Genomic DNA, 14,555 nt, shown 5'->3' with positions numbered 1-14,555 from the left:
CGAACGTTAAATTCTGTTTACTTCGTGCTCCAGAGTGGCTCATTCGCCACTTTGGCATAAAAACAAGGTAAACAACCGACTAACAAAACCGTTAAAACACAATCCTCAGCCAATCAAGCTGCTGATATCATTCCATGTTGCAAAAACCATAAGACCCAAAATCATCGCCATGCCGATGCGGAACGCAACCTCCTGCGCGCCCGCTCCCAGCGGCCTGCCGCGGATGGCCTCGATGGCGTAGAACACGAGATGTCCGCCGTCCAGAACCGGGACGGGCATCAGATTGAGGAGCCCGATCGATACCGACAAAACGGCTGCAAGTTGAATCACGGCGGAAATGCCAAGCGTCGCCATCTGGCCAGAAGCCTGCGCGACGCGGACCGGGCCGCCGAGCTGATCGGCATTCATGCGGCCGGTAACGAGATTGCCGATATAATTGAATGTGCCGGTGATGACGTGGCCTGTCTCGCGCACACCTTCCAGAAGCGCCTGCGACGGTGAATATTCTATGTGACGGAAATTACCGCTGGTCTGGTCGGTGACAATGCCGATGATACCCATTTCCAGCTTGTTGCCGAACTGGTCGGTAGTTTCGGTACGGGTCGGCACCATCGGCAGCTTGAGCTCCTCGCCTCCCCGCTCGACGGTGACCGTGATAGGCGTGCCGGGCCGGATGCCGACATAACGGCGGACATCTTCGAAGGTCACCACTTTTTCGCCGTCAATCGCCACCAGACGGTCGCCGGGGCGCACGCCCGCAGCGGCGGCGGCACTGTTTTCACGCACCTCTGCAACAACGGGATCGGCGATCATCCGGCCGTAAATGCCGAAGAGTACTGCGAAGATGACAATCGCGAGGATGAAGTTTGCGATCGGGCCCGCAGCGACGGTCGCCGCCCTTTTCCACAGTTTTGCACCGGAAAGCGTCTGCGCCCTCTCCTCCAGCGTCATATGGGACAGGCCCGAGCTGTCCGGCTTGCTCGCCGCGTCTTCATCGCCGAAGAATTTCACGTAGCCGCCCAGTGGTATGGCTGAGATCTTCCATCTCGTCCCGCGCTTGTCGGTGAAACCGAGCAGCTCGGGGCCGAAGCCGACGGAGAATGCCGTGGAACGGATGCCGCACCAGCGACCGACGAGATAATGCCCCATCTCGTGAACAAAAACGAGAAGGGAAAGCACCAGGATGAAGGGCACGATATAGCCGGTCAAAAAGCCGGTCGCCGCCATTACTGTGTTCATGACAATCTGCCCTTCATGTCGTGACCTTTCGTGCCGCTTAGAAACCCGGCAGCAGACCGCCGCCCGACCCGGGCACATCGCCGGTTGCCGCCGCGTGCACGAAAGCTATGAGGAATACCGTAAAGCAGGCGAAAACAAGACCGTCAACACGGTCCATGAAGCCACCATGGCCAGGAATGAGATGGCTTGAATCCTTGACCTGGAAACGCCGTTTCACGAAGGATTCGAAGAGATCGCCGATCTGGCTGAACACGGAAAGAAGGAGCGCAAGCCCCAGCACCAGAAAGCTGATGCGTCCGTGATAGGCCATGGAGACTGCCGCGCCGCCGATCACGGCCGCCGCCGCCCCGCCAATCGCGCCGGACCACGTCTTTCCGGGCGAAATAGAAGGCGCCAGCTTCGGCCCGCCGATGGCGCGACCGACGAAATAGGCAAGAATATCCGTTGACCAGACAACGGCGAAAATGAACAGGATGGATACAAAGCCCGTCAGTTCGTCACCGCGGATGGCCGCCAGTGATATACCGCTCAGACCCGCATAAAAAATGCCGCCCACCAGCCACCAGTTTTTGCCGCGCAATACCGGAAACAGCGCCGCTGTCAGCGTGAAGCCTGACAAAAGCGGCAGGTCGAGCGAGGATTCGCCGAAAATCGTGTTGCCGGCAATGACGGCGACGGAAAACCAACCCCAGGCGTTGCCGGTCGGATTGCTTTCCGACATCCGGGTAATCGTCGACCACTCATAATAGATGAGAATCGCCAGAAGGCCCGCAACGATGCGGAACAGAATGCCGCCATACCAGGTTGCGGCCAGAATGACCGCGGCCATGACGATCGCGGAAACAATCCGCAGTCTGAGTTCTCGGCTCATCAGGCGCCTGCCACGGCAACCTGCTCGGTGAGTGCACCGAAGCGGCGGTCACGCGTTGCATATTGCTCGATTGCGGAGAAGAAGAGCTGCCGGTCGAAGTCCGGCCAATATTCCGGAATGAACAGGAACTCGGAATAGGCCGCCTGCCAGAGCAGGAAGTTCGACAGGCGTTCCTCGCCGCTGGTGCGGATGATCAGGTCAGGATCAGGAATGCCCGAGGTGTCGAGCCGGGCCGAAATCATCTCGGGGGTGATGGAAGCGGCGTCTAGCCTGCCTGCGGCAACATCAAGGGCGATTGACGCCGTCGCGCGAGCGATCTCGTCACGGCTGCCGTAATTGAAGGCGATCACCAGCGTCAGCTTGGTGTTGTCGGCCGTCATCTGCTCAGCCTCTTCCAGAAGCGAGCGAATATCGTTCTTCAGCCCCTGCCGGTCACCGATGATCCGCACGCGGACGTTCTCGCGGTGCAGTTCGGCAAGGTCGCGGCGGATGAAAGCCTTCAAAAGCCCCATCAGGTCGCTTACCTCGGATTCGGGCCTGCGCCAGTTTTCCGACGAGAAGGCGAAGAGGGTGAGATAGCGTATGCCGCAGTCACCGGCCGCGCGCACGGTCTCGCGCACGGCCTCCACACCGCGGCGATGCCCCATCACGCGCGGGAGGCCGCGCTGCTTTGCCCAGCGGCCGTTGCCATCCATGATGATGGCGACGTGCTCGGGTATGGAGGAACGTGTCGTCGTCGGCATATCGATCCAGTAACAGGGCAGCGCGGAATTAAACGGAAAAGACAGGTCTATCGCAGGCGATATCAGACCTGCATGATTTCCTTTTCCTTCTCGGCAAGCAAGCGGTCAATTTCCGAAATCGTGTCGTCGGTCATTTTCTGCACCTTTTCCGACTGGCCACGGCTTTCGTCCTGACCGATGTCGCCATCCTTTTCGGCTTTTTTCAGACCGTCCATGCCATCACGACGGACATGGCGAATCGCCACCTTGGATTTTTCAGCATAGTCATGGGCGACCTTGACGAGCGACTTGCGGCGCTCTTCATTGAGTTCAGGCAGCGGAATTCTGAGGTTCTGGCCGTCAACGATCGGGTTGAGGCCGAGGTTGGATTCGCGGATGGCGCGGTCGACAGCGTTGACCATCGACTTGTCCCAGATGTTGACGCCGAGAATGCGCGGCTCGGGAACGGTGATGTTGGCCACCTGGTTGAGCGGCACACGCGAACCGTAGGCGTCGACGGTCACTGGGTCCAGAATGTTGGCCGACGCGCGGCCGGTGCGCAGCGACGCGATATCGCTCTTAAACGCATTGATGGCGCCATCCATACGGCGCTTGATATCGTTGAGGTCAACACCACTCATCTTGATACTCCATCTTGTCGGCCAGCGGCCGTATTCGCCCCAGGGGCGGCATCGTTTTGGATTATTTGTCGTGTACGATGGTCTTGCGGCCGCCGCCGGTCAATATCTGTGCAAAACCGCCCTTCTCATGGATCGAGAAAACAATGATCGGGATGTGGTTTTCGCGGGCAAGGGCGACAGCGGCGATATCCATGACCGCGAGCCCCTTGCCGAGCACTTCGCTATGGGTCAGCTCGTCAAAGCGGGTTGCCGTCGGGTCCTTCTTTGGGTCAGCGGAATAGATGCCGTCCACCTGGGTTCCCTTGAAGATCGCCTCTGCGCCCATTTCGGCGGCGCGCAGTGCAGCAGCGGAATCGGTGGTGAAGAACGGGTTGCCCGTACCGCCGGCGAAAATCACCACGCGGCCCTGGGCCAGATGATGAAGGGCGGCACGCTGAGAGAAGCTCTCACAGATCTCGGGCATGGCGATTGCCGAAAGAACGACAGTGTCGATGCTGAGCTTGCGGAGCGAGGTGGCAAGGGCCAGCGCGTTGATGACGGTTGCCAGCATGCCCATATGGTCGCCGGTGACGCGGTCGCCGCCCTTGGATGCCACGGCCACGCCGCGAAAGATATTGCCGCCGCCGACGACAACGCCGACTTCAACGCCCATCGCCCTTGCCTCGGCGATATCGGAGGCAATGCGGTCGGCCACCGCCACATCGATACCGAAACCCTGATCACCCATGAGGGCTTCGCCGGAAGCCTTGAGAAGAACGCGTTTGTAGATCGGCTTGGAAGACATCATGACTCCTCGGAAATGTAACCGAAACGCGGATACACGAAGGGCACCGCGTTGTCACGCGATGCCCTCCGGTTTTCCCAAGATTGGGTAAATATAATCAGCCCTTGGCGACGGCTGCGACTTCAGCTGCGAAATCGCTTTCTTCCTTTTCGACGCCTTCGCCGAGCAGCAGGCGAACCATGCCGGTAACTTCGATGGAAGCGCCAGCTTCCTTCTCGGCTTCCTTGACGGCAGCGCCGACGGTCAGGTCTGGGTTGATGACGAAAGCCTGCGACAGAAGAGCGACTTCTTCGAAGAACTTGCGCATGCGGCCATCAACCATCTTTTCGATGATGGCTTCCGGCTTGCCGGATTCGCGGGCCTGTTCGATGAAGACGTTGCGCTCGCGCTCAGCAACGGCAGCGTCGACTTCTTCAGCACGGATGGCGAGCGGGTTGGTTGCAGCGATGTGCATGGCAACCTGGCGGCCGATAGAGTTGAGAACTGCCTTGTCGCCTTCCGACTTCAGGGCAACGAGAACGCCGAGCTTGCCGATGCCGTCGCCGGCAGCGTTGTGGATGTAGGTCGCGACAACGCCGTGCGGCACTTCCAGCGCAGCGGAACGACGCAGCGTCATGTTCTCGCCGATCGTTGCGATCGCGTCCTTGATGCTGTCGGAAACGGACTTGCCGGTTGCCGGATAGGTGGCAGCGGAAACAGCGTCAACGGTGCCATCGGTGGAGAGAGCAACCTGAGCGATGCCGCGGATGAGGTCCTGGAAAGCGTCGTTACGGGCAACGAAGTCGGTTTCCGAGTTCAGCTCGACAACGACAGCCTTGTGACCCATGGTGGCAACGCCGACCAGACCTTCGGCAGCCGTGCGGCCGGACTTCTTGTCGGCCTTCGCGATGCCCTTGGCGCGCAGCCAGTCGATCGCCGCTTCCATGTCGCCATTGGTTTCAGCAAGAGCCTTCTTGCAGTCCATCATGCCTGCGCCAGACTTTTCGCGCAGTTCCTTCACCATTGCGGCTGTGATTTCGGTCATTGTGTGCCTCTTATCGGTTCGATCGGTCAGCCGGCGGAATTTGCCGTGCCGAAGTTCTGGGTGATGACTGTACCCGGCCGCACACCCTTTGAAACCCTGAGGTTCCGACAAGGGGCATGCGCATTCCCAAGTGCTGCGGCGTCGCCAAACATCGAAATGATGGGTGCCGCTCTAGTGTGACAGCGTTATGAAGACTGCCTGCCGTTCCAACCACCTCGGACGCCTATGGTTTCCAGAAACCGTGGCGGAGCGGTTAGAAACGAACAAGGCCGTCAACCCATTGAAGGTCTTTGACGGCCTTGTCATATCCTGGTCGAGGAGACGGCGATACGGGATCGCCGCCAGACAGGGCCTATATCAGGCGCCAGCCTCGTCTTCGAGCGCGGGCTCGATCGGAGCTTCTTCAGAAGCGCCGATGTCGCGGCCGGAAGCGCCCTGCTGACGGGCAATACCGTCGATGGCAGCGCGTGCGATCAGGTCGCAGTAAAGCGAGATGGCGCGCGACGCGTCGTCGTTACCCGAGATCGGGTAGTCGATGTGATCCGGATCGCAGTTGCTGTCGATGATCGCAACGACCGGAATGCCAAGACGCTTGGCTTCTTCGATCGCGATCTTTTCCTTGTTGGTGTCGATGATGAACATCAGGTCCGGAACGCCGCCCATATCGCGGATACCGCCGAGAGCCTTTTCAAGCTTTTCGCGTTCGCGCTCAAGGTTCAGACGTTCCTTCTTGGAGTAGCCGGAGCCTTCCGAGTTCAGGATCTCGTCAACCTTGCGCAGGCGCTGGATCGAGTTCGAGATGGTCTTCCAGTTGGTCATCATGCCGCCGAGCCAGCGGGAGTTGACGTAGTACTGGGCCGAACGCTTTGCGCTGTCGGCGATGATTTCGGACGCCTGGCGCTTGGTGCCAACGAACAGAACGCGGCCGCCACGGGCAACGGTGTCGGACACGACCTGAAGGGCGCGCGACAGCATCGGAACGGTCTGAGCCAGGTCGATGATGTGGATGTTGTTACGGTCGCCGAAGATGTACGGCTTCATCTTCGGGTTCCAGCGGTGCGTCTGGTGGCCGAAGTGAACACCAGCTTCCAGAAGCTGGCGCATAGAAAAATCGGGCAATGCCATGCCTTGTTACTCCTTTTCCGGTTTAACCCCCGCGAAGCGAACAGCGCCGATTTTCATCGACACCACCGGGCGGAACGGACCGGATTTCTCCCGGAACATCCCAAGCTTCGCGTGTGGAATGGTGAGCCGCATACAGTCGCCCGCTTAAAAATGCAAGCGATTATGCGAAAAAACCGCGCAAATGGCCCCGTTTCAGCGCACGGGCTTGTTTTCGCAGGTTTCGGGCTTGAGAATATCAAGCTTCGCAAGCTTTCCCGTCAGAACGAAATCACCGTAATCCATGGTGAGATCGCGGGTGATTCCGTTTTCATAAAGCTTGAACGACATGCGGTAGATCGGCAAAGCGTCGGTGCCGGTCTTGTCGTTGTAATAGGCGATGGTCACCGGCCAGAAGGCGGCCTTGGCGAAATCGCCCGCCTTGCCGGCATCCGCGTCCCCGTCCTTCGGTGTCTGCGCCTTGCCGACCAGCGTCGAGGTGATCAGGCTTTCATCACCATCATCCGACCCGTCGAAAATACGGGATTCGAAAATGCGCTTTCCCTGCTTCGCGTGCTCGATGACCTGAAACATGTGTTGTGTCGGGAATTCACTTGCGACCAGACTGACCTGGCGGGCATCCGGACGGGTCAGGTCGACCTTCACGCCATCGCTGCTGTCGGTTGCCGCCCCCTGCACTTCCTTGTCCAGCTTGTCATCGGTGTAGGACTTGGTCTCGAAGGTGAATTTCTTGGCGGCAATGTCTTCGAACGTCGTGGTCTGCTGATCCGTCATCCGCACGGCATCGCCCGTGTTGATCTGCGTTACGAAACGGAAATCCGTCTTGTAACCCTGGCAGGCGGAGCCGGTGAACTCATAGACCATGCGACCAGTCATGCCTTCGATGCCGGAGCGATCGGACGCATCCTTGAGTTCGAGGTCGTAGACGGCGCGATGTGCAATGAGATCGGGAACCGCTACGGGCAAGGCGCTGGCGGCGTTCGACAGGCCGGTCATAAGCCCTGTTGCGGCAACGAAACCAAGCGTCCTGACAAACATGCAATATCTCCTGTTGGACTCGCCGCTCATATTGTACAAGCAACCGCCCGGCTTTTGGATCAACATCTTCTGAATGCCGGATTCTTGAAGGATTTACAACAAAACCGGAGACGAAAATGTCGGACGTCATCGAAGGCCGCCTCAAGGAACTAGGCTTTACGCTTCCTGTTGCGGCAGCACCAGCCGCAAACTACGTTCCGTTCACCATCAGCGGCAATCTGCTTTATGTATCGGGTCAACTGCCGATGGAATCGGGCAAGATTGCGGTGACGGGCCTCGTTGGCCGCGATGTCGACGTGGCAGGCGCCCAGCGCGCAGCCGAACTTTGCGCCGTGAACATTCTCGCACAGGTCAAGGCCGCCTTGAATGGCGATCTGTCGAAAGTCCGCCGTGTCATCAAGCTGAACGGCTTTGTGGCTTCCGTTCCCGAGTTCGTTGAGCAACATCTCGTCATCAACGGTGCATCGAACCTCATCGCCAATGTTCTGGGCGAAGCCGGCAAACATGCCCGCGCCGCCGTCGGCATGGCCGCCCTGCCCTTCAATGCATCGGTCGAAATCGACGCCATCGTGGAAATCGACGTATGACACTGAAACTTTCCTGGCTGACGGCCCAGCCCGTCGCCCATCGCGGTTATCATGATCTCAACAAGGCGGTCTGGGAAAACACGCTCTCCGCCTTTTCCCGCGCCGTCGAGGCCGGTTTTGCGATCGAATGCGACGTTCAGCTAGCGGCAGACAGTGTGCCGGTGGTTTTCCATGATCACGATCTGGAAAGGCTGACCGGCATCAAGGGCGATGTGCGTGAACGCACCTCGGCGGAACTGGCAATGCTTTCCATCGGCCAAACCAAGGATCGCGTTCCGAGCCTCAAGCAGCTTCTGGCTCTCGTGGCCGGCAAGGTGCCGCTGGTTATTGAGCTGAAGGGCCGCGAGGGCGAAGGCGTCGATGACGGCTTTGCCGAAGCGGTGCTGGAAGACCTCGAGGGCTATAACGGCCACGTGGCGCTGATGAGCTTCGACCACCATCTGCTGAAGGACCTGAAGGCTGCCGGCTCGCCCTGGCCGCTCGGGCTGACGGCCGAAGGCGATAGGCCGGAGGACTTCTTCAGACATGACGACGCCATGCAGCTGGGGCTCGATTTCATCTCCTATCATTGGGGTCACCTGCCCAACAGCTTCATTGAAGCGCAAAGAAAACTCGGGCTTCCGGTGATTACCTGGACGGTCAGGGATGAAAATGCGCGCGAGACGACCTATAAATATGCGGACCAGATGACATTCGAAGGTTTCGACCCGAGAGAGAACCCGTCCACCACGGCATGACAGAAGATTATTCCATCAGCATTGCGCAGTCCTTCGCGGACATCGATCCGGAGAGCTGGAAACGGCTTTCCGGAACATCGCGCGATGCATCAGGAAAATCTTACAACCCGTTCATATCGCATGAATTCCTGTCTTCCATGGAAGACTCCGGCTCGGCCACCGCCAAGACTGGCTGGCTGGGGCACCACCTGCTGCTGGAAAACGCTGCAGGCACCCTTATTGGCGCCGTTCCTGCCTACCTGAAAAACCACAGCAAGGGCGAATACGTCTTCGATCACGGCTGGGCAGATGCCTTCGAGCGGGCTGGCGGGCATTATTATCCGAAATTGCAATGCTCGGTGCCCTTTACCCCGGCGACGGGCCCGCGGCTGCTGGTTGCCAACGGCGAAGATGTCGGACGATTCAAGCCGCTGCTTGCTTCCGGTCTCGCACAAGTGACCGAGAAGATCGGCGTTTCCTCGGCTCACGTCACGTTTCTGGAAGAGGATGACCTATCCGCTCTTCTGCCAGGCGATTTCCTGCATCGTACGGACCAGCAATTCCATTTCATCAATGACGGTTATCGCGATCACAACGATTTCCTCGATGCGCTGTCATCACGCAAGCGCAAGGGGCTCAAGAAGGAGCGCCGATCAGCGCTGGAACACGGCATCGAGATCGACTGGCTGACGGGTTCCGACCTGACGGAGGACATCTGGGACCAGTTTTTCGCCTTCTACATGGATACCGGCAGCCGTAAATGGGGCCGGCCCTATCTGACCCGGGAATTTTATTCGCTGATCGGCGAGCGAATGGCCGATGACGTGCTGCTGGTCATGGCGAAACGCGAGGGGCGCTATATTGCCGGTGCGATCAACTTTATCGGCTCGGACGCGCTTTACGGCCGGCACTGGGGCTGCATCGAGGATCATCCTTTTCTGCATTTCGAGGTCTGCTACCATCAGGCGATCGATTTCGCGCTGTCCAAGGGTTTGAAACGAGTAGAAGCCGGTGCGCAGGGCGAACACAAGCTGGCGCGCGGCTACGTGCCGGTCACCACCCATTCGGCGCATTTCATCGTCCACCCGGGCCTGCGCCGCGCCATTGCCGATTATCTTCAGCGGGAGCGCGAAGAGGTCGAGCATATCGGCGATTACCTTGATGAACACACGCCTTTCCGCAAGGGCGAAAGACAGGAACCGGACGCATAGTCCGACATACGGAGAGAGCAGAATGACGGCCAGCGCCTATGACGACAACAATATCTTCGCAAAAATCCTGCGCGGCGAAATTCCGAGCCATAAGCTTTACGAGGACGAGCATACCCTGGCCTTCATGGATGTGATGCCGCAGGCCCCGGGCCATCTGCTCGTCGTTCCCAAGACCGGCTCCCGCAACCTGCTCGACGCCGATCCCGAAGTGCTGGCGAAAACCATTCCGGTGGTGCAAAAACTCGCAGTCGCGGCAAAGGAAGCCTTCGATGCGGACGGCGTTTTCATCGCCCAGTTCAACGAACCGGCGGCTGGCCAGACCGTGTTCCACCTGCATTTCCACGTCATTCCGCGCAAGGAAGGCGAGCCGCTGAAGCCGCACTCGGGCGTGATGGCCGATAGTGACGTGCTGAAGGCTCACGCAGAGAAGATAAAGGCGGCGCTCGCCTCCTGACGGGCGCCAAGACACCCGCGCGTTTGTCGCGGCCTCCGCACGCCGTTGTCACAGACCCGATCCCTCGGCTGGCGCGATCAGGTTCTCGATCGCGCTAGCTTTAAGGCGCAGAAGCGCCCTGGCTGCACGCGGCATCATCCTCTGGCCCGTTCGGGAACGCACACGGCGGCAATATTGTTTGCAGTGACGCCGGAGGGCGATAGGCATTCCTCTCCGGCCATGGCCAGCCTTCAAGCATCGTCGGATCCGGCCGGTAAATCTCTACCTGCAGCGGATAACAGGCCGCCGTATCGCTGGAATGCGTGGCGCCGCAATCGCCTCCCGGGCAGGCGGACAGCGCGCCGATGAGATCAATTTCCGCAAAGAACTCGAGATAATCGCCCGGACGCACCGGACTTGCCTTCATGAAATACTGGTGGGTGTCGCGGGTGAACCCCGTGCACATGAAGACGTTCAACACATCATGAACATGCGGCTCCGCTTGCCGGAACGAAAGGCCTTTGGCGGAAGCAAGCGCGTTCGTGAGGTTGGAGTGGCAACAGTGATGATAATCGCCGCCGCTGAGCAGCTTGTTCGTGTAGGGATCGCAGCGCGTGCCGATCACGTCATGCACACCGCCGCCGTCCTCGTCCCAGCCATACCATGACAGCGTGTCATGGGTGATGGTCGCCATCGGCCGAAGGGATGGCAGGTTGCTCCACAACCGGTTGCCGACAGAAACATGGGTGGCATGCAGCGCGCGGGTCTTGCCGCTGAAAAACCGTTCATTCAGATCATGCGCATTCCAGAGGTTCAAATCCCCCACCTGCGGGCCTTCGATACTGACGATGCGGAAAAAATGGCCCTTCGGAACGTTGAAGGTTCGGCCGTCACGCGGCGGCACGATAACCTCATCGATCTTTTCCATGCTCCCGCGTGCTTTTTCCAAAAGCGCAAGGTCGGGAGTCTCAAGTGTGCCGTTCGGGTAAACGACGACAGGCGAAATGGCGCGGCGCGCGGCGGCGTCTTCGGGTTCGGCAACAGGCGTTAGGGGCATGAAATCCTCTGAGCAATGTAATGTCGGAGGGAAATTGCGGTACGAATGCCCGGGTGACAAGATGGGTTCTTCTTGCGCTCAGACCAAGTTTTACTTACCCTTGTTTCTCATGATGTTGCCTCCGCTCACCACTCTCCGCGCCTTCGAGGCGGCCGCCAGGAAAGGCAGTTTTGCCCTGGCCGCCCTTGAACTCGGCATGACGGCGACCGCCGTCAGCCAGCATATACGCAATCTCGAGGCATGGCTTGGTGTTGCACTCTTCGAACGGCATGCCAGGGGCGTGACGCTGACGCCAGCCGGGAAGGATTTCGGCGGCACGGTTTCCTCAAGCCTCAGGCAGATCGCTTCCGGCGCAGAACGCATTCGCGGCCGTCGCGATCGCATCACGGTCCGTCTCGCCAGCCTGCCTTCAGTCATTGCGCATTTTCTGACGCCGCGGCTTCCGCGTTTCCGGGCGATGCATCCCGATATTCAAGTGTCCATCAGCTATCTCGGCGCCAGGCAGGCCGTGCCGGCCGATCTCATCATAGAGCATGGCGTGTCTGCCGGGCCAAATGCCGTGGCGCTTTTCAGCGCCGAGACACGCCCCACCTGCGCTCCCGGTTACGCCGCCCAATTCGGTCCATTCAGCGCGGTTGCCAGCCTGTTGCAGGCGGAATTGCTGCATGACGATAGCGAAATGGCCTGGCGGACCTGGTTTGCCGCCGCCGGCACGGTCCCGCCGCATAGCACCGGCCCGATTTTCGCGGATTTCAATCTTCTCGTAACAGCGCTGAAGGCCGGCCAGGGCGTCGGTCTCTGTCCGACAGAACTTCTGCGCGACGAGATTGCGAAAGGCGAACTGACCGTTCTCTTCGAGCGCGCCGCCGACAAGGACAAATATTACTGGCTGGTGGAAACGGCGGAAATGAGTACATCGGCGAGGCTTCTGGCGAACTGGCTGTTGGCAGAAGCACGCGAAGCCGGGGCGACTATTTCGCCACCATGACCTGACCGGCCGCCTCGGCCGTCCTTTCCATGCGCTCTTTTGCCGACAACCATTGGAGCAACCGGCCCGAGAAGGCGCAGATGATGGCAAAAGCGACGAGACCGCCAAAAACATCCGAGAGGTGATGCCCGCCCTGCACGAGGACGGCCGGCAGCATCAACAGGTTAAGCGGCAGTATGACGAGCATCGCCCACCAGTGCCTTGGTGCGAACCAGACAGACATTGCCGCCATGAAGATGTGGAACGACGGAAAACCGATAAGTCCCAGGACGCTTTTAGGGGAAAGGTAGCCAACGCCCTGCGTCGCAAGACGGTTCAGTTCCTGCCCATACTCATTGCCCACCGCCAGAGGAATTGCCTGGGAGACCCATTGGGGCAGCTCCATATAGGCAGATGGTCCGAATGTCGGGAAAAATATCCAGAAAACAATGCTCGCAAAAGCGCCCAGCACCCCGGTGACGAGGAAATGATGCAGCACCCGGTTCTTGCCCGTAAAGCCCAGAGTGAGGACAATCAATAGAAGCTGGGGAAGTGATGTCGCATAAACGAAGAACAGGATTGTCCCGATCCACGGATGCGTTGCCGCCCAGATGACAATGTCCTTCCAACTATAGCCAAATGCCGCGTCCACAGCGAAGAGCGCATTATCGATCGTCGGGAACGCAATTGGCAGGAACATATAGTTGAAGATGGAGGCCGCGAGCGTGAAGAGGATAAAAAGCCCTCCCGACATGAGGGCGGCAGCTATACGGTAATCGCGCCCGCTTCTGCGATAGAATTGACCAAGAAGAAAGACGCCGGCACCCGCGAATACACACAGGAAGTACCCGGCATAATCCACGCTGATGCCCCTTGCTGCAATCAAGGCTGCATCAACGACAAATAATAAAGCGATAAAGCCAACGACGAAACGTTCCGCTGCAAATAATCGCATGGCGCTGGATCCCTGTTTTGATCGCGCAGTCTAAACAGGGAGTTTTAATACTAGGTTAGAAACCCAGCGCGAAAAGTCCGCCTGCCAGGAGCACGATCGGCACCGCGACGCCGACGATGACGCGTTGGCCGGCGGCCAGAAAGGCAATAAAGCCGAGTACTGCCGCACCGATACGCAGCCACACCGGCGAGGACTCAAGCGTTCCGGTCGGAAACACGATCAGCTTCGCGGTGACCGCCATGACGAGTGACGTGGCAACCGCCCTCACCCAATAAAGCGCCTCGGAATCCTCTTTCAACCGGTTACCGGCGAGAACGCCGAGCCAGCGCCAGAGATCGGTCGCCAGCCAGCCTGCGATTGCGATGAAGAGATAGGGTGCCCACCAATGGTCGCTCATCATGGTTCACTCTTCGGTGAGGCCGGTTTCATCCTGCGGCGGAATATGAGGCGATCGATTGCATAAGCCACCGTGCCTCCACCGATACCGGCATAAAGGATGTCGAATTCGGGTGCGAGGACCGCAAAGGCCGGACCGGCGATGACGCCGATGACAAAGGCGACCTTGACGACGGAGTGGCGCGCCGAAGCCCATATGGACGCGATGAAATAAACCGGCGTCAGGAAGAACAGGACACCAGCAACCAGCGGCGGAAACGCGGCGACGACACCGTAACACAAGCCAACGATGATGGCATTGACGACGGTGAGCGTGATGCCAAACCCGGCAAACCAGGCGGCGCGGGCCTCCCGCGGCACCTTTGAAAGGTTCTGTGTTGCAAAGACCCACGCCGTAATCGCAACGAAATGCGAAAGGAACAGCAAAATCCAGGTCGGCGTCTTCGCGCCGCGCATTTCGGGAACGATGGAGGCCACCATCGGCATCATACGTACCGATGACAATGTCACCACCAGAAAACAGGCGGCAAGATTGGCGCCGCCGACCATGGAGCCGATCAGGATCATCTTGGCGGGCAATGCCCAGATGAACAGCGTCATGAACACGGCTTCACCGCGGGCTACGCCCGATTCCAGTGCAAAAGCGCTGAAACCGACGAAGGATGTCATGAGAATAAGGGACGGCAGCGAGAATATGCCCCGCATTCCCCTGAAAAACCAGCCGCGCAATGGGATGGTGTCGCTATCGGCATTTTGCATTGCGAACCCACTCGTGCATGTCGTCTGAAATGC

The 14,555-nt window shown here is 59.1% G+C and carries 17 protein-coding genes; 5 read left to right on the top strand and 12 right to left on the bottom strand.

The features are described 5' to 3' along the window. Positions 1-105: 105 nt before the first annotated feature. From rseP to EGT36_RS13520, 8 genes are all read right to left on the bottom strand, one after another. Positions 106-1,227, bottom strand: a complete 1,122-nt coding sequence (gene rseP, locus EGT36_RS13555; RefSeq protein WP_172965657.1) for an RIP metalloprotease RseP — start codon at positions 1,225-1,227, stop codon at positions 106-108. A gap of 49 nt (positions 1,228-1,276) precedes the next feature. Continuing rightward, complete coding sequence (locus EGT36_RS13550; protein ID WP_004441563.1) at positions 1,277-2,110, bottom strand: phosphatidate cytidylyltransferase; 834 nt, start codon at positions 2,108-2,110, stop codon at positions 1,277-1,279. Beyond that, complete coding sequence (locus EGT36_RS13545; RefSeq protein ID WP_004441561.1) at positions 2,110-2,853, bottom strand: isoprenyl transferase; 744 nt, start codon at positions 2,851-2,853, stop codon at positions 2,110-2,112. Before EGT36_RS13545 ends, EGT36_RS13550 begins: the two co-directional genes overlap by 1 nt. Before the next feature lie 62 nt (positions 2,854-2,915). Next, a complete protein-coding gene (frr, locus tag EGT36_RS13540; protein ID WP_125270465.1) occupies positions 2,916-3,473 on the bottom strand; it encodes a ribosome recycling factor in 558 nt (185 codons plus the stop codon). A 61-nt stretch (positions 3,474-3,534) separates the two neighbouring features. Beyond that, positions 3,535-4,257: a UMP kinase gene (gene pyrH / locus EGT36_RS13535; RefSeq protein ID WP_003502561.1), complete on the bottom strand. Its 723-nt coding sequence runs from the start codon at positions 4,255-4,257 to the stop codon at positions 3,535-3,537. Positions 4,258-4,354: 97 nt separating this feature from the next. After that, positions 4,355-5,281 carry a translation elongation factor Ts gene (gene tsf / locus EGT36_RS13530; RefSeq protein WP_004441554.1) on the bottom strand — a complete coding sequence of 309 codons (927 nt, stop codon included), beginning with the start codon at positions 5,279-5,281 and terminating at the stop codon, positions 4,355-4,357. A 357-nt stretch (positions 5,282-5,638) separates the two neighbouring features. Beyond that, positions 5,639-6,406 (bottom strand): 30S ribosomal protein S2, encoded by a 768-nt coding sequence (gene rpsB, locus EGT36_RS13525; RefSeq protein WP_125270464.1) that lies wholly within the window; start codon positions 6,404-6,406, stop codon positions 5,639-5,641. 192 nt (positions 6,407-6,598) lie between these two features. After that, positions 6,599-7,441 carry a cell envelope integrity EipB family protein gene (locus EGT36_RS13520; protein ID WP_004441545.1) on the bottom strand — a complete coding sequence of 281 codons (843 nt, stop codon included), beginning with the start codon at positions 7,439-7,441 and terminating at the stop codon, positions 6,599-6,601. 116 nt (positions 7,442-7,557) lie between these two features. Between EGT36_RS13520 and EGT36_RS13515 the strand changes: the two genes are divergently transcribed. From EGT36_RS13515 to EGT36_RS13500, 4 genes are read left to right on the top strand one after another with little or no spacing between them, the layout of a single operon-like run. Next, entirely contained in the window at positions 7,558-8,028 is a 471-nt protein-coding gene (locus tag EGT36_RS13515) for a RidA family protein (RefSeq protein WP_004441543.1), read from the top strand. After that, positions 8,025-8,765, top strand: a complete 741-nt coding sequence (locus tag EGT36_RS13510; RefSeq protein WP_037089128.1) for a glycerophosphodiester phosphodiesterase — start codon at positions 8,025-8,027, stop codon at positions 8,763-8,765. Before EGT36_RS13515 ends, EGT36_RS13510 begins: the two co-directional genes overlap by 4 nt. Beyond that, complete coding sequence (locus tag EGT36_RS13505) at positions 8,762-9,955, top strand: GNAT family N-acetyltransferase (protein ID WP_022556084.1); 1,194 nt, start codon at positions 8,762-8,764, stop codon at positions 9,953-9,955. Before EGT36_RS13510 ends, EGT36_RS13505 begins: the two co-directional genes overlap by 4 nt. Positions 9,956-9,977: 22 nt before the next feature. Next, positions 9,978-10,409, top strand: a complete 432-nt coding sequence (locus tag EGT36_RS13500) for an HIT family protein (RefSeq protein ID WP_037089126.1) — start codon at positions 9,978-9,980, stop codon at positions 10,407-10,409. Positions 10,410-10,509: 100 nt separating this feature from the next. On the opposite strand, the gene EGT36_RS13495 is transcribed toward EGT36_RS13500, so the two are convergent. Continuing rightward, the gene (locus tag EGT36_RS13495; protein WP_234882043.1) at positions 10,510-11,445 is read right to left on the bottom strand and encodes an urea carboxylase-associated family protein; all 936 of its coding nucleotides are present in this window, start codon (positions 11,443-11,445) and stop codon (positions 10,510-10,512) included. Between the two features lie 109 nt (positions 11,446-11,554). Between EGT36_RS13495 and EGT36_RS13490 the strand changes: the two genes are divergently transcribed. Further along, complete coding sequence (locus tag EGT36_RS13490) at positions 11,555-12,433, top strand: LysR family transcriptional regulator (protein ID WP_037089124.1); 879 nt, start codon at positions 11,555-11,557, stop codon at positions 12,431-12,433. On the opposite strand, the gene EGT36_RS13485 is transcribed toward EGT36_RS13490, so the two are convergent. Genes EGT36_RS13485 through EGT36_RS13475 form a run of 3 tightly spaced genes read right to left on the bottom strand, consistent with a single transcriptional unit; the run spans position 12,417 to position 14,522 of the window. After that, positions 12,417-13,367 carry a phosphatase PAP2 family protein gene (locus EGT36_RS13485; RefSeq protein WP_037089122.1) on the bottom strand — a complete coding sequence of 317 codons (951 nt, stop codon included), beginning with the start codon at positions 13,365-13,367 and terminating at the stop codon, positions 12,417-12,419. The genes EGT36_RS13490 and EGT36_RS13485 overlap by 17 nt on opposite strands. A gap of 55 nt (positions 13,368-13,422) precedes the next feature. Next, positions 13,423-13,767 (bottom strand): AzlD domain-containing protein, encoded by a 345-nt coding sequence (locus tag EGT36_RS13480; RefSeq protein WP_006697573.1) that lies wholly within the window; start codon positions 13,765-13,767, stop codon positions 13,423-13,425. Further along, entirely contained in the window at positions 13,764-14,522 is a 759-nt protein-coding gene (locus EGT36_RS13475) for an AzlC family ABC transporter permease (RefSeq protein WP_037089120.1), read from the bottom strand. Before EGT36_RS13475 ends, EGT36_RS13480 begins: the two co-directional genes overlap by 4 nt. Positions 14,523-14,555 lie beyond the last annotated feature (33 nt).

Source organism: Agrobacterium sp. FDAARGOS_525 (genome assembly GCF_003938925.1).
Taxonomy (GTDB): domain Bacteria; phylum Pseudomonadota; class Alphaproteobacteria; order Rhizobiales; family Rhizobiaceae; genus Agrobacterium; species Agrobacterium pusense.
This window is presented reverse-complemented; position numbering and strand designations above follow the sequence as displayed.

Excerpts from the sequence above, each read along its gene's own strand:
- rseP (WP_172965657.1), bottom strand. The coding sequence starts at position 1,227 with ATGGCGGCGACCGGCTTTTTGACCGGCTATATCGTGCCCTTCATCCTG.
- EGT36_RS13550 (WP_004441563.1), bottom strand. The coding sequence starts at position 2,110 with ATGAGCCGAGAACTCAGACTGCGGATTGTTTCCGCGATCGTCATGGCC.
- EGT36_RS13545 (WP_004441561.1), bottom strand. The coding sequence starts at position 2,853 with ATGCCGACGACGACACGTTCCTCCATACCCGAGCACGTCGCCATCATC.
- frr (WP_125270465.1), bottom strand. The coding sequence starts at position 3,473 with ATGAGTGGTGTTGACCTCAACGATATCAAGCGCCGTATGGATGGCGCC.
- pyrH (WP_003502561.1), bottom strand. The coding sequence starts at position 4,257 with ATGTCTTCCAAGCCGATCTACAAACGCGTTCTTCTCAAGGCTTCCGGC.
- tsf (WP_004441554.1), bottom strand. The coding sequence starts at position 5,281 with ATGACCGAAATCACAGCCGCAATGGTGAAGGAACTGCGCGAAAAGTCT.
- rpsB (WP_125270464.1), bottom strand. The coding sequence starts at position 6,406 with ATGGCATTGCCCGATTTTTCTATGCGCCAGCTTCTGGAAGCTGGTGTT.
- EGT36_RS13520 (WP_004441545.1), bottom strand. The coding sequence starts at position 7,441 with ATGTTTGTCAGGACGCTTGGTTTCGTTGCCGCAACAGGGCTTATGACC.
- EGT36_RS13515 (WP_004441543.1), top strand. The coding sequence starts at position 7,558 with ATGTCGGACGTCATCGAAGGCCGCCTCAAGGAACTAGGCTTTACGCTT.
- EGT36_RS13510 (WP_037089128.1), top strand. The coding sequence starts at position 8,025 with ATGACACTGAAACTTTCCTGGCTGACGGCCCAGCCCGTCGCCCATCGC.
- EGT36_RS13505 (WP_022556084.1), top strand. The coding sequence starts at position 8,762 with ATGACAGAAGATTATTCCATCAGCATTGCGCAGTCCTTCGCGGACATC.
- EGT36_RS13500 (WP_037089126.1), top strand. The coding sequence starts at position 9,978 with ATGACGGCCAGCGCCTATGACGACAACAATATCTTCGCAAAAATCCTG.
- EGT36_RS13495 (WP_234882043.1), bottom strand. The coding sequence starts at position 11,445 with ATGCCCCTAACGCCTGTTGCCGAACCCGAAGACGCCGCCGCGCGCCGC.
- EGT36_RS13490 (WP_037089124.1), top strand. The coding sequence starts at position 11,555 with ATGATGTTGCCTCCGCTCACCACTCTCCGCGCCTTCGAGGCGGCCGCC.
- EGT36_RS13485 (WP_037089122.1), bottom strand. The coding sequence starts at position 13,367 with ATGCGATTATTTGCAGCGGAACGTTTCGTCGTTGGCTTTATCGCTTTA.
- EGT36_RS13480 (WP_006697573.1), bottom strand. The coding sequence starts at position 13,767 with ATGATGAGCGACCATTGGTGGGCACCCTATCTCTTCATCGCAATCGCA.
- EGT36_RS13475 (WP_037089120.1), bottom strand. The coding sequence starts at position 14,522 with ATGCAAAATGCCGATAGCGACACCATCCCATTGCGCGGCTGGTTTTTC.